We start from the raw sequence: 13,612 nt of genomic DNA, 5'->3' as shown, positions 1-13,612 counted from the left end.
GCACCACAAGCCGGCGCGGCTGCGCGCCGCCGCCCGGACAGGAGTGAGCCCCGCCATGACCACCGCGCCGGACAGCCCGCACCGCACCGAGCGCCTCGCGCCCGACGCCGCCGGCATCGCCCGGGCGGCGGCGCTGCTGCGCGCCGGCGCACTGGTCTCGCTCCCCACCGAGACGGTCTACGGCCTCGCCGCCGACGCAGGCTCCGACCGCGCGGTGGCCGCGATCTACGCCGCCAAGGGCCGGCCGCGCTTCAACCCGCTCATCGTGCATTTCGACAGTGCCGCGGCGGCGGAAAGCATTGCCGAGCTGCCCCCGGTGGCCCGCCTGCTGGCCGAACGCTTCTGGCCCGGCCCCCTCACCCTCGTGCTGCCGAAGCGCCCCGGCGCGCCGCTCTCCGAGCTGGTGACCGCGGGCCTGCCCAGCGTCGCGGTGCGCGTGCCGGCCCACCCGCTGGCGGCACGCGTGCTCGCCGCCGCCGGCCGCGGCATCGCCGCGCCCTCGGCCAACCCCTCGGGCCGCATCAGCCCCACCACCGCCGTTCATGTGCTCGACGGGCTCGCGGGCCGCATCGCCGCGGTGCTCGACGGCGGCGCCTGCCCGGTGGGGGTCGAATCGACCATCGTCGACGTGTCCGACCCCGCCCTGCCCCCGGTGATCCTGCGCGAGGGCGGCCTCTCGCGCGAGGAGATCGCCTCCGCCCTCGCCGCGGCGGGCGCCCCGGCGCTCGGGGTGGGCGGGCGGGAGAGCGCCGGGGCGCCCGTCGCCCCCGGGCAGCTCGCCAGCCATTACGCCCCCGCCGCCGCCCTGCGGCTGAACGCGGAGGCCCCCGCGGCCGGCGAGGCCTGGCTCGGCTTCGGCCCCGATCCCGCGCCCCTCACCGGCCCGGCGCTCAACCTCTCCCCCTCGGGCGATCTCACCGAAGCCGCCGCCAACCTCTTCTCCTACATGCGCAGGCTCGATGCCGCCGCCGGCCCCGGCGGGCGCATCGCTGCCGCCCCGGTGCCCGAAACCGGCCTCGGCCGCGCCATCAACGACCGGCTGCGCCGCGCCGCCGCCCCGCGCGACACCCCCGGCCAGGGCTGAGCCGCACATCAGCCTCCCTTGCATCCGCGCCGCCGATCGCCATGATCGCGGCAGCTTGAGAGGAGATGCCCCGATGCCCCAGTCCGCGCCCGCGCCCCTGAACGACGCCAGTCCCGCCTTTCTCGAACGGCTCGAGGCGCGCGTCGGCCCCGGCGTGCTGCGCCCGGCCGAGGCGCGCGACCTCGAGGAGCCCCGCGGCCGCTACCATGGCCGCGCCGGCGCCGTGGCCCTGCCGCGCGACACCGAGGGCGTGGCCGCCATCGTGCGCGCCTGCGCGGAGGAGCTGGTGGGCATCGTGCCGCGCGCCGGCGGCACCGGGCTCGTCGCCGGGCAGGTGATGCCCGAGGGCCCCCTGCCCCTGCTGCTCTCGGTCGAGCGCCTTACCGCCATCCGCGATGCCTCCGCCGCCGACAACGCGCTGACGGTCGAGGCCGGGGTCACCCTCGCCGGGGTGCAGGACGCGGCCGAGGCGGTGAACCGGCTGTTCCCGCTCTCGCTCGGCTCGGAGGGGAGCTGCCGCATCGGCGGCAACCTCGCCACCAATGCCGGCGGCGTGCAGGTGCTGCGCTACGGCAACGCGCGCGATCTCTGCCTGGGGCTGGAGGCCGTGCTGCCGAACGGCTCGGTGCTGCACGGGCTGCGCCGCCTGCGCAAGGACAACACCGGCTACGACCTGCGCCACCTGCTGATCGGCTCCGAGGGCTCGCTGGGCATCATCACCGCCGCCAGCCTGCGGCTGTTCCCGCGCCCGGCCGAGACCGCCACCGCCTGGGTGGCGACGCCCACGCCCTCCGCCGCCGCCCGCATCCTCGACCGCGCGCTCGACGCCCTCGGCGAGGCGGTGAGCGGCTTCGAGCTCATCCACCGCACCGGGCTCGACTTCCTCGCCGAGCACATGCCCGAGCTGCGCCCGCCGCTGGCCGAGGGCGAATGGTTCGCGCTCGTCGAGGCCTCGGGCGGCACCGGCGCGCATGTGCAGGACGGGCTGGAGGCCGCCCTCGCCGCGGCGCTGGAGGAGGGCGACGCCACCGATGCCGTGCTCGCCGCCTCGCTGTCGCAGCGCCAGGCGATGTGGCAGATCCGCGAGAGCATCCCGGAGGCGAACCGCGCCGTGGGCGCCATCGCCTCGCACGACATCTCGCTGCCGCTCTCGGCCATCCCGGATTTCATCGACGAGGGGCTGGCCCGGCTGAAGGCGCTGGAGCCCTCGATGCGGGTGAACTGCTTCGGCCATCTGGGCGACGGCAACCTGCATTACAACGTCTTCCCCGCCGCCGGCCGCGACCGCGCCGACTACGACGACCTGCGCGCGAAGGTGACCGAAATGGTGCACGACCTCGTGCATGCGCGGGACGGCTCGGTGAGTGCGGAGCATGGCATCGGCCGACTCAAGACCGGCGACCTGGTGCGCTACGGCGACCCGGCGAAGCTCGCCGCCATGCGCGCCATCAAGCAGGCGCTCGACCCGCTGGGCATCATGAACCCCGGCGCCCTGCTCGCCTGAGCGCGCGCGATCGGCGTGAACCCCGGCCCGGGGCCGACGGGGGGGGCAGAGCCCGGCCCGGTTGATATCGCCCTCCCGCCCGCGGATGCCGGACAGCCCGGAAGCCGGGCACGGCGCCTGGCTCGAGCGGCTGAAACGCGGGCCTCGGAAGCGCACCCCCCGAAAAGGTTTGCGCCCTCCGGGAGAAATTTCCCGGAGGGCGCGGATCCGGTGGCTGACAGCCGCCCCGGAGGGGAGACCGGCAGGCCGGAGAGCAAGCAGCAGCCCGCGAATTCCTTGGGCCCCTCCAGAGCTAACCGGCAATTCTTTCCAATTCGTTACCGGCCGGGGCGGCCGGCGCGCATGGCGCAGGGTTCACTCCCCCTCGAAGCTGCAGAGCGCGTGCACGTCCACCCCCAGCCCCTCCAGCCGGCGGCGGCCGCCGAGATCGGGCAGGTCGACCACGAAGGCGCAGCCGAGGATGTTGCCGCCCAGCCGCTCGACCAGCTTGATGCCGGCCTCCGCCGTGCCGCCGGTGGCGAGCAGGTCGTCGACGATCAGCACCTGCTCTCCCGGCTGGATGGCGTCCTCGTGGATCTCCACGATCGCCTCGCCGTATTCCAGCACGTAGTCCTGCGCGATGGTGCGCCAGGGCAGCTTGCCCTTCTTGCGGATCGGCACGAAGCCGGTGGAGAGCTGGTGCGCGATGGCGCCGCCGAGGATGAAGCCGCGCGCCTCCAGCCCCACCACCCGGTCGATCTGCAGGCCGGCGTAGGGGTGCAGCAGCAGGTCGATGGCCATGCGGAAGCCGCGCGGGTCGTTGAACAGGGTGGTCACGTCGCGGAACATGATCCCCTCGTGGGGGAAGTCGGGGATGGTGCGGATGTAATCCTCGACGTTCAGGCGGTTCTTCATCGGCTCGGGCCTCCTGGGCTGGGTTCGGGCAGCGGGGGTGCGGGCCGCCACCGGGCCCGGGGGGATGGTCTCAGAGCACCCGGCCGGCCACGGCGTCGAGCCGGGCGAGCAGGTCGGGGTCGCGCTTCGCCGGGGCGGTGATGAGCGCGTGCTCGAGCGCGCGGTCGCAGCCGTGCGGACAGGGCGCGCGCTCCGGGCCGAGCAGGCCGGGCAGCCGGCGCACGAGGCCGCGGGCCTTCTCGGCATTGCCCGAGAGCACGGCGACGACGGCGGCCACGTCCACCGCGTCATGGCCGGGGTGCCAGCTGTCGTAATCGGTGATCATCGCCACGGAGGCGTAGCAGAGCTCGGCCTCGCGGGCGAGCTTGGCCTCGGGCATGTTGGTCATGCCCACCACGTCGCATTTCCACACCTCGCGGTAGAGCACGCTCTCGGCCTGGGTGGAGAACTGCGGGCCCTCCATGCACAGGTAGGTGCCGCCGCGGTGCACGCGGATGCCCTCGGCCTTCGCCGCCTCGGTCACCGCGGCGCCCAGCCGCGGGCAGGTGGGGTGGGCGACGGAGACATGCGCCACGCAGCCCGGGCCGAAGAAGCTCTTCTCACGCGCGAAGGTGCGGTCGATGAACTGGTCGACGACCACGAAATCCCCCGGCGCCATCTCCTCGCGGAACGAGCCGCAGGCGGAGACGGAGATCACGTCGGTCACGCCCGCGCGCTTCAGCGCGTCGATATTGGCGCGGTAGTTGATCGAGGAGGGCGACTGCACGTGGCCGCGGCCGTGCCGGGGCAGGAAGGCCATCTTCACCCCGCCGAGGGAGCCGGTCAGGATCTCGTCGGAGGCCTCGCCCCAGGGGGTCTCGACCCGGCGCCATTCCGCGCCCTCCAGCCCGTCGATGTCGTAGACGCCGCTGCCGCCGATGATGCCGATCATGGTCTCGCCCATCCGGGGGTTCCTTTCCTGCCGTTGCGCCCCTTTCCTGAAGCGCCCGGGCGGTCCCGTCAAGAGAGGGCCCTCACGCGGTGCGCCCGGCCCCTCGGGCCGATGCCGACCGCCCGGCCGGAAATCCCCGGCGGGAGGCGCGGTCCTCGATCACGCAGGGCGCCCGGTGCAAAGGCCCGTTCGGGCGGCGAGGCCGCAACCTCGCGCGGAACGCGCGGCATGAAAGCCCGCGCGGGACGCGCGGCACGAGAGCTCGCGCGTTCCGCGCGGCATGGGGCCTGCGCGGGACGCGCGGCGCAAACGCTCGCGTGGTTCCGAAGGCCCGTCCGGGATGCGCGGTGCAGAAGCCCTCGCAGGGCGCGCGCCACACAAGCTCCGGCGGGACGCGCGGTCGGCCTCCGGTGCGGCGCGCGCCCGGCACACCGGCGCGCGCCTTCCTGCGTGGGCCCCGCAGGCCCGGGTGGGCTCAGCGCTGGCCGGGCCGGTTCATCGAGAACAGCTCGCGCACCACCGCGTAGTCGCGGTAGCCCAGCCGCGAGACCGGCTGCCAGCGCGTGGCGTCGAAGATGCCTTCGTTGAGCATCGCCTCGTCGATATGGATGCCCACCACCTCGCCGATGGTGAGGTAATTGTCGCCCGGCAGGTCGATCACCTGCCACAGCCTGCATTCCAGCGCCCCGGCGGCGGCCTTCACCCGCGGGACCGAGATGAGCTCGCAGGGGGCCTTCTCGAGGCCCGCGGCCTCGAACTCGTCCTCTCCCGCCTCGAGATGCGCGGCCGAGACGTTCATCGCGTCCTTCAGCTCCCAGCCCACGAGATTGGCGCAGAACTCCCCCGTGGCGCGGACGTTGGCCACCGAGTCCTTGCCCGCGCCGCCCGGCTTCGGCCCGGTGGTGGAGAACATCACCATGGGCGGCGCGTCGGACAGGCCGTTGAAGAAGCTGTAGGGGGCGAGATTGGCCCGGCCCTCGGCATCCACGGTGGAGATCCAGCCGATCGGTCGCGGAACGATCATCGCCTTGAGCGGGTTGTGCGGCAGGCCGTGGTCGTCGATGCCGGGGCGGTAGAACATGGGCGAGGTCCTCGGATGATTGCGTGTCTCCCGGGTGCGTGCTACCGGGGTCGGGTGGAGTAAAGGAGGCTCGCCGCCAGATGACAAGGGTTGCCATGCGACGAGGCTGACGCGTTCTGCCGCCTGCCGCCCGTCCCGCCCGCTCCACGGACCCTGCCCCATGTTCCGCATCCTCACCGAAACCCCCTCGGACACCCACGAGGTCGAGTACCTCTACGACCTGTGCTTCGCCCCGGGCCGCACGGCGCTGAGCTCCTACCGGCTGCGCGACGGGGTGGACCCCGTGGGCCCGCTGTGCCGCATCGCGCGCGACGAGTACGACGTGCTGGCCGGCGCCATCCGCTTCTGGCCGATCCGCGTGGGCGCGGCGGGGCACCGGGCGCTGCTGCTCGGCCCGGTCGCGGTGCACCCCACCCACCAGGGCGAGGGGCTGGGCGCGCTGCTGATCACCGAGGGCGTGGAGCGGGCGCGCGAGCTCGGCTGGGAGCGCATCCTGCTGGTGGGCGACGCGCCCTATTACAACCGTTTCGGCTTCGAGCACGACATCGCCGAGGCGGTGGAGTTCCCGCCCCCCACCAACCCGGCCCGCATCCTCGCGCGCGAGCTGGTGCCCGGCGCGATGGACGGCGTCGGCGGCCTCGTGCGGCGCTGGGAGGACTGAGCGCGCACCCGGCCGGGCACGTCCCGTCGGGGGCATCGAGCCCCCTCGGGCCGTCGACGGCCCGCCCCCGGGCGGGGAGCCTGCGGTGCCCGGGCCGCGGGGCCGCGGTGCGCGGGGCCCGACGGTTGGTTGCCGGGAGATGAGCGGGCATCGCGGAGGTCTGCCCGGGTGGGCTCCGCGTGCGGTGCGGCCGTTACATGGCCGGGAGGAGGCGCGGCATGGCCGTCACCCCCGTGCGGCCCGGCGGGGCGGAGGCGAGGCAAGGGCGATGGTAACCGTCCTGCCCGTTACGCGCCGACCTCGTTGCGCCTGGTGTCATGACGGTTTCATCCGACTGACGCCGCCATGGCCGCACCGGTGAGCGGTGAGCGGTGAGCGGTGAGCGGTGAGCGGTGAGCGGTGAGCGGTGAGCGGTGAGCGGTGAGCGGTGAGCGGACTTGCCGTACCCCGTCCCCTCAGGAAACCCGATTTCCGCCAGGCGATGAGGGCCGCGCCCGACCCTGGGTGGGCGCAATACCGCATGTGGCCGGCGTTTTATCGAGAAGCCCCGGAAGACAGCTGAACGCCGACCGACATCGCCATCGCGCCCTCCCGGGGGGAGGGTCGGGCGCGGCCCGGGCTGGTCGCCCGGGCGGAAGGGTGGGGCCGGGGCCGCCCGGCCGACATCCCGCGGCGGCCGGCCGGACACGGCCGGCCCGGGCCGGGCTCCGCGGTCCCCTTGCGGGACCCGGTCCCGGACCGTGCTTCGCCAGGGGCGCCGCCGGCGGATCCGGGCCTCAGACCGGTGCGTTCTGGGCCATCAGCCAGGCGAAGAGCGCCGGGCGGACCGACTGGGCGCCGGAGCGGCGGGCGCCGTCGATCACCTCGCGCGCGGCCGAGAGGTCGACCGAGCGCAGCAGGCGCTTCACCGGGCCGATGGAGGCCGGGCGCATGGAGAGGCTGCGCAGGCCCATGGCCGCGAAGGCCAGCGCCTCGATCGGCCGGCCCGCATCCTCGCCGCAGAAGGACACCGGCACGTCGAAGGCCTCGCAGCGCTGCACGATCATCTCGATGAAGGTCAGGAAGCTCACGTTCAGCGTGTCGTAGCGCCGGCGCACCCGCTCGTTCTCGCGGTCGGCGGCGAAGAAGAACTGCTTGAGGTCGTTGCCGCCGATGGAGATGAAATCGGTGAGGCGGAAGAACTGGTCCGGCGCGAAGGCGAGGCTGGGGGTCTCCAGCATGGCGCCGATCTCGAGGCTCTCGGGCACCTGCCGGCCATGGGCGCGCTCGCTCTCCACCTCGCGCAGCAGCAGCTCGCGCGCGGTCTCGAACTCGTCGAGCTGGGCGACGAAGGGGAACATCACGCTCAGCGGCCGGCCCTTCGCCCCGCGCAGCAGCGCCTGGATCTGCATGCGCATCACCCCGCGCCGGTCGAGACCGACACGGATCGCGCGCCAGCCGAGCGCCGGATTCGGCTCCTCCTGGCGCTTCATGTAGGGCAGCACCTTGTCCGAGCCGATGTCGAGGGTGCGGAAGATCACCCGCTTGCCCTTCGCCGCATCCAGTACGCGGGAGTAGAAGCTCGCCTGGTCCGAGCGCCGCGGCACGGAGGAGCGGATGAGGAACTGCAGCTCGGTGCGGTAGAGGCCGACACCCTCGGCACCGCAGGTGCCAAGGCTGGGAAGGTCGGCCATCAGGCCGGCATTCATCATCAGGTTGATGCGGGTGCCGTCGATCGTCTCGGCCGGCAGGTCGCGCAGCGCGGCATAGACCTCCTTGGCCTGGGCGCGCATCGCCACCTTCTCGTGGAACGCCTTGTACACGGTCTCCTCGGGACGCAGATGCGCCACACCCTCGTCGCCGTCCACGAGGATCCGGTCGCCGTTCTGCGCCTCGCGGGTGATGCGCGCGGCCTGGATGACCAGCGGGATGGCGAGGGCGCGGGCCACCACGGCGGCATGGCTGCCGACGGAGCCCTCCTCCAGCACGACACCGCGCAGGGAGCGGCCGTAGTCCAGCAGGTCGGCCGGGCCGATGTTGCGCGCCACCAGAACCGCGTCGTCGGGCAGGCCGGCGCCGCCGTTCTGCTGGCCGGCCACGTGGCGCAGCAGGCGGTTGGCGATGTCGTCGAGGTCGTGCAGGCGCTCGCGCAGGTAGGGGTCGGTGATGCGCTCCATGCGGCTGCGGGTGGCGGACTGCTCCTTCTCCACCGCAAGGATGGCGGAGAGGCCGCGGTCGATGCTCTCCTCCATCCGGCGCAGCCAGCCCTTGTCATGGGCGAAGAGCCGGTAGGCCTCCAGCACCTCGCGGTGCTCGCCCGCGGGGGAGAGCATGTCGCTCTCCAGCATGCGGTCCACCTCGAGGCGCAGTTCGCGCACCGCGGCATGCAGCCGGGCGCGCTCCACCTCGGGGTCTTCGGCCACCGGCACCGAGGCGACGATGTTGGGCTCGTGCAGCACCACCGTGCCCTCGCACACGCCCTCCTGCGCGGAGAGGCCCTTGGCGAAGAACGGCCGGCGGTGGGTGGCGGCCATCTCCATCGCGCCGGGGCCGAGGAAGGCGCCGAGCTCGGTCATCTCGGCGATGACCATGGCGACGATCTCCAGCCCGTGGATCTCGTCTTCGGTGAAGCGGCGCGGCTCGCGGGTCTGGACCACGAGCACGCCGAGCACCTCGCCCACGCGCTGGATCGGCACGCCGAGGAAGGAGGAGTAGAGTTCCTCGCCGGTTTCCTTGAGGTAGCGGAAGCCCTTCTCGTTGGGTGCATCGGCGGTGTTGACAGGCTCGGCCTGCTCGGCGATGCGCCCCACGAGGCCCTGGCCCACGCGCAGTGTGGAGACATGCACGGATTCCTTGCGCAGGCCTTCGGTGGAGCAGAGCTCGAGGGTCTTCTCGTCGCGCTTGAGGTAAACCGAGCAGACCTCGGTCGCGAGCGACCGGGCGATCATCGAGGTGATGCGGTCAAGCCGCTCCTGTCCCTCGCCCGGCTCGGCCATGACCTGGGACAGGCGCTTGAGCAGGATGCGCGACTCTACGCCCCCGTTCTCACCCGGGCCTTCCGGCCCGGGCCCGCTCTCTTCCGGCATGTCGTCCGGCATGGCTCGTCCCCCGGCGCATCGCGCTTCCCTCAGGCAGCCTTTTCCAGCCCGAAGGCATCATGCAAGGCCTGAACGGCCAGTTCCATGTATTTCCGGTCGATCAGCACCGAGACCTTGATCTCGGAGGTGGTGATCACCTTGATGTTGACACCCTCGGCGGCGAGCGTGGCGAACATCTTCTGCGCCACGCCGGAATGCGAGCGCATGCCGATGCCCACGATCGAGACCTTGGCGGTCTCGGTGTCGGTCACCACCTCGCGGAAGGCGAGCTTGCCATCGGCCAGCGCGGCGTCGAGCGCCTTGCGGGCGCGGGCCACCTCGTCGACCGGGCAGGAGAAGGTCATGTCGGTGAGACCGTCCTCGGAGATGTTCTGCACGATCATGTCGACATTGATGCCGGCCTCGGCGAGCGGGCCGAAGATGCCTGCGGCCACGCCCGGGCGGTCGGCCACGCCGATCAACGTCACCTTGGCCTCGTCGCGGCTGTAGGCGACGCCGCTGACCACATTGCTTTCCATGATCTCCTCCTCTGCACAGACGAGCGTTCCCGGCTCGTCCGAAAAGCTCGACAGCACCTGCAGGCGCACGTTGTAGCGCATCGCGAGCTCGACAGACCGGGTCTGGAGCACCTTGGCACCGAGGCTGGCGAGCTCGAGCATCTCCTCGTAGGCGATGCGCTGCAGCTTGCGGGCCTTCTGGGTGATGCGCGGGTCGGTGGTGTAGACCCCGTCCACGTCGGTATAGATGTCGCAGCGCTCGGCGCCCAGCGCCGCGGCGAAGGCCACGGCCGAGGTGTCGGAGCCGCCGCGGCCCAGCGTGGTGATGCGCCCCTCCGGGCTGATGCCCTGGAAGCCGGCGATCACCGCGTGCAGGCCCTCGTCGAACTTCTGCGCCAGCGCCGTGGTGTCGATCTCCTCGATGCGCGCGGCACCGTGGGCGGAGGTGGTGCGCAGCGGCACCTGCCAGCCCTGCCAGGAGCGGGCGGGCACGCCGATCTCCTGCAGCGTCAGCGCCATCAGCCCGGCGGTCACGTTCTCGCCGGAGGAGACGACGGCATCATACTCGCGCGCGTCGTAGAAGGGCGAGACCTCGCGCACCCAGCCCACCAGCTCGTTGGTCTTGCCCGACATGGCCGAGACGACGACCGCGACGTCGTAGCCGCGCTCGACCTCGCGTTTCACCTTCTCGGCGGCATTGCGAATGCGGGACAGGTCGGCGACAGACGTGCCGCCGAATTTCATCACGAGCCTTGGCATGGCAGGGGGGTCCTCATCCACCTGAAAATCCGGGCCGTCATACAGGCACCGGAGGAAGGCTGCAAGCTCAGCTCGTCTTCCGCGTGTTCCACGGCAGCGGGGTGATGGGGATTTCGTCCTCGATGAGGGCGCGGGCCTCCTCGCCGCTCGCCTCGCCGTAGATGGCGCGGCGCGGGGCCTCGCCCTCATGGATGCGGCGGGCCTCGCGGGCAAAGTCGCGGCCCACGTTGTCGGCATCGCGCTCCACCCGGCGGCGCAGCTCGGCGATCATCTGCTCGGCGGGCGAGGCGGGCGCGCTCAGCGGGCGCTCGGGCGCCTTCGGCTCCGGCGCGGGCTCGGTGGAGACACGCGGCGCCATGATCGACTTCTCGACCTTCGAGGAGCCGCAGACGGCACAGCTCAGGTGGCCCGCGGCACGCAGGGTCTCGTAGGCCTCGCTCGACTGGAACCAGCTGTCGAACACATGGCCGTCGGAACAGCGAAGGGCGTAACGGATCATGGCGGCGACTCTCAACTCCTTGACCTCCAATAAATATGTGACGGGAAGATGAATGCAATCCTGCTTTGGCGGCGCGAAAGCCTCTGCTATTGAGGGAGGATTGCGCATTTCCTGCAACCGAGAGGAGAGACATGCCCCTGCGCCTGTGGCCCTTCGCCGTGATGATCCTGCCGCTGGCGGCCTGTGCCGCCCTGCTGGCCTGGCAGGGCACGCCGCCGCTGCTCACGGGGGCGCTGCTGCTGGTGCTGGGCGTGGTGCTGGCGCTGCTCACCCTCGCGGTGGCCGGCCACCAGCACGAGCCCGATGCGGCCCCCCCGCCCGGAGCCGACAGCACGCAGTTCCTGCGCGCGGGCATGGGGCGCGAGCTGATGGAGCTGCTGCCCCAGCCGCTGTTCCTCATCGAGCAGGGCGGGCGCATCGGCTATGCCAACCTCGCGGCGCGCGACATGTTTCCCCGCCTCTCCCAGGCGCGGCACTTCGCCAACCTGCTGCGCGCGCCGGCCTTCGTGGAGGCGGTGAACGCCGCCTTCGAGGCCGACGAGGTGCAGGAGGCGGAATTCGTGCTCTACCAGGGGGGCGAGCTGCACCTGCGCGCCCATGTCTGCCCCACCCGGGGCGAGCTGGCCGATGCCGGCGCCCCGGTGCTGGTACTGGTGGAGGACCGCACGCATGACCGCAAGATCGAGGCGCTGCGCTCGGATTTCATCGCCAACGCGAGCCATGAGCTGAAGACGCCGCTCGCCTCCATCCTCGGCTCGATCGAGACCCTGCAGGGCCCGGCGCGCGACGACCCGGCCGGCCAGGCGCGCTTCCTCGCGCTGATGGCCCGGCAGGCCGAGCGCATGAAGCGGCTGGTGGAGGACCTGCTGTCGCTGAGCCAGATCGAGCTCGGCGAGCATCTCGCGCCGCGCACGGAATGCGACCTCGTCGACGCCGCGCGCGAGGCGGCCGCCGCCGTCTCGCCGCTGATGAAGAAGCAGGGGGTCACGCTGGAGACCGCCCTGCCCGCCGCCCCGCACCCGGTGCGCGGCGACCGCGACCAGCTCATCCAGGTGTTCGTCAACCTGCTGGAAAACGCGCTGAAATACGGCAGGCCGGAGGGCCGGGTGGTGCTCGCCTCCGCCGATGACGACCCCCGCTTTCCCGGCATGTGGGGCGTGAGCGTGATCGACGACGGCCCCGGCATCGCGCGTGAGCACGTGCCGCGGCTGACCGAGCGCTTCTACCGCGTCTCGGCCAAGGCCAGCCGCGACAAGGGTGGCACCGGTCTGGGCCTCGCCATCGTCAAGCACGTGCTCAACCGGCACCGGGGCGAGCTGCAGATCGAGAGCGCACCCGGGGCGGGCAGCCGATTCACCGTGCGGGTTCCGAAGGGGCCCGAGTCGGTGTCACAAACGGTGACGCCCGAGGCGCAGCAGAATATTCCTAGTTGAATTTCAGGCACTTGCACTGTCACAATTCTGAAAACCAAGTGCAATAAAACCGCGGCAACGCATCACTAGGGTGCGGCCACGGTCCAGCGCCCGAGAGCGTACGGCCTGAAACGCATTCCGACCACGGAGAAGCTCAGTGAACACCACCCGTATCCTCGCGATCGCTGCCGCGGCCACGCTCGCCGCCGGCGTTGCCTCCGCCCGGGACCAGATCCGCATCGTCGGTTCCTCGACCGTCTTCCCCTTCACCACCGCCGTGGCCGAGCAGTTCGGCCAGGCCACCGGCAACCCGGTTCCGGTCGTCGAGTCCACCGGCACCGGTGGCGGCATGAAGCTGTTCTGCGCCGGCGTCGGCGCCGAGTTCCCGGACTTCACCAACGCCTCGCGCCGCATGAAGCCCTCCGAGTTCGAGATGTGCCAGGAGAACGGCGTCACCGACGTGGTCGAGATGAAGGTCGGCTTCGACGGCATCGTGGTGGCCAACGCGATGGAAGGCCCGACCTTCTCGCTCACCCTCGGCCAGATCTGGACCGCGCTCGCCGCCAACGGCCCGAAGCCGGCCACCTGGAACGAGGTCGACCCGGCCCTGCCCGCCACCAAGATCGAGGTTCTCGGCCCCCCGCCGTCCTCCGGCACCCGTGACAGCTTCGAGGAGCTGGCCATGGAGCACGGCTGCGAGATGGCCGGCGGCGACGACTGCGGCAAGACCGGCATGGAGATCCGCCAGGACGGCGTCTACGTCGAGTCCGGCGAGAACGACAACCTGATCGTCTCCAAGCTCGAGGCCAACCCGAACGCCCTCGGCATCTTCGGCTTCTCCTACCTCGACCAGAACGCCGACCGCCTGAAGGGCTCGTCGATCGACGGCATCGAGCCGACCTTCGACACCATCGCCGAGGGTGAGTACGAGATCTCCCGCTCGCTCTACGTCTACGTGAAGAAGGCCCATGTCGGCGTGATCCCGGGCATGGAGGAGTTCCTGTCCGAGTACGTGTCCGAGCAGGCTTCCGGCGAAGACGGCTACCTGGTCGACAAGGGCCTGATCCCGCTGCCGGCCGAGGCGCACGAGACCCAGGCCGAGGCGGTGACCGCGCTCACCACCATCGACGCTTCCGTCCTGAACTGAGCCCGGCTCAGATGAGACCCGCCGGGGAGCGATCCGCGCTCCCCGGCCCCCGACCGGCCGGGCGGC

General features: G+C 71.9%; 11 protein-coding genes. 5 read left to right on the top strand and 6 right to left on the bottom strand.

Annotated features, from left to right (window positions below; translation table 11 throughout):
- Positions 1-55 precede the first annotated feature (55 nt).
- Together D3P35_RS17140 and D3P35_RS17135 are read left to right on the top strand one after the other, a co-directional pair.
- Positions 56-1,084: an L-threonylcarbamoyladenylate synthase gene (locus D3P35_RS17140; protein ID WP_118136004.1), complete on the top strand. Its 1,029-nt coding sequence runs from the start codon at positions 56-58 to the stop codon at positions 1,082-1,084.
- A 73-nt stretch (positions 1,085-1,157) separates the two neighbouring features.
- Positions 1,158-2,588 carry an FAD-binding oxidoreductase gene (locus D3P35_RS17135; protein WP_118136002.1) on the top strand — a complete coding sequence of 477 codons (1,431 nt, stop codon included), beginning with the start codon at positions 1,158-1,160 and terminating at the stop codon, positions 2,586-2,588.
- 354 nt (positions 2,589-2,942) lie between these two features.
- Here D3P35_RS17135 and D3P35_RS17130 read toward each other — a convergent pair whose 3' ends face one another.
- The 3 genes from D3P35_RS17130 to D3P35_RS17120 form a co-directional block, all read right to left on the bottom strand.
- Positions 2,943-3,482: an adenine phosphoribosyltransferase gene (locus tag D3P35_RS17130; protein ID WP_118136000.1), complete on the bottom strand. Its 540-nt coding sequence runs from the start codon at positions 3,480-3,482 to the stop codon at positions 2,943-2,945.
- 70 nt (positions 3,483-3,552) lie between these two features.
- Positions 3,553-4,425, bottom strand: coding sequence for an S-methyl-5'-thioadenosine phosphorylase (locus tag D3P35_RS17125; RefSeq protein ID WP_118135998.1), 873 nt, complete (start codon positions 4,423-4,425; stop codon positions 3,553-3,555).
- 463 nt (positions 4,426-4,888) lie between these two features.
- Entirely contained in the window at positions 4,889-5,494 is a 606-nt protein-coding gene (locus tag D3P35_RS17120) for a flavin reductase family protein (protein ID WP_118135996.1), read from the bottom strand.
- A 160-nt stretch (positions 5,495-5,654) separates the two neighbouring features.
- Here D3P35_RS17120 and D3P35_RS17115 point away from each other — a divergent pair, with 160 nt between their 5' ends.
- Positions 5,655-6,155, top strand: a complete 501-nt coding sequence (locus D3P35_RS17115) for a GNAT family N-acetyltransferase (RefSeq protein ID WP_118135994.1) — start codon at positions 5,655-5,657, stop codon at positions 6,153-6,155.
- Between the two features lie 776 nt (positions 6,156-6,931).
- Here the strand turns inward: D3P35_RS17115 and ptsP are convergent.
- From ptsP to D3P35_RS17095, 3 genes are all read right to left on the bottom strand, one after another.
- Positions 6,932-9,220, bottom strand: a complete 2,289-nt coding sequence (gene ptsP / locus D3P35_RS17105) for a phosphoenolpyruvate--protein phosphotransferase (protein ID WP_118136089.1) — start codon at positions 9,218-9,220, stop codon at positions 6,932-6,934.
- 41 nt (positions 9,221-9,261) lie between these two features.
- Entirely contained in the window at positions 9,262-10,488 is a 1,227-nt protein-coding gene (locus D3P35_RS17100) for an aspartate kinase (RefSeq protein ID WP_118135990.1), read from the bottom strand.
- A gap of 67 nt (positions 10,489-10,555) precedes the next feature.
- Positions 10,556-10,987 (bottom strand): DUF1178 family protein, encoded by a 432-nt coding sequence (locus D3P35_RS17095; RefSeq protein ID WP_118135988.1) that lies wholly within the window; start codon positions 10,985-10,987, stop codon positions 10,556-10,558.
- A gap of 131 nt (positions 10,988-11,118) precedes the next feature.
- Between D3P35_RS17095 and D3P35_RS17090 the strand changes: the two genes are divergently transcribed.
- Together D3P35_RS17090 and D3P35_RS17085 are read left to right on the top strand one after the other, a co-directional pair.
- Positions 11,119-12,420 (top strand): cell wall metabolism sensor histidine kinase WalK, encoded by a 1,302-nt coding sequence (locus D3P35_RS17090; RefSeq protein WP_118135986.1) that lies wholly within the window; start codon positions 11,119-11,121, stop codon positions 12,418-12,420.
- A 136-nt stretch (positions 12,421-12,556) separates the two neighbouring features.
- Entirely contained in the window at positions 12,557-13,546 is a 990-nt protein-coding gene (locus D3P35_RS17085) for a PstS family phosphate ABC transporter substrate-binding protein (RefSeq protein ID WP_118135984.1), read from the top strand.
- Positions 13,547-13,612 lie beyond the last annotated feature (66 nt).

The sequence above is a fragment of the Oceanicella sp. SM1341 genome (genome assembly GCF_003448965.1).
In the GTDB taxonomy this organism is placed as follows: domain Bacteria; phylum Pseudomonadota; class Alphaproteobacteria; order Rhodobacterales; family Rhodobacteraceae; genus Paroceanicella.
This window is presented reverse-complemented; position numbering and strand designations above follow the sequence as displayed.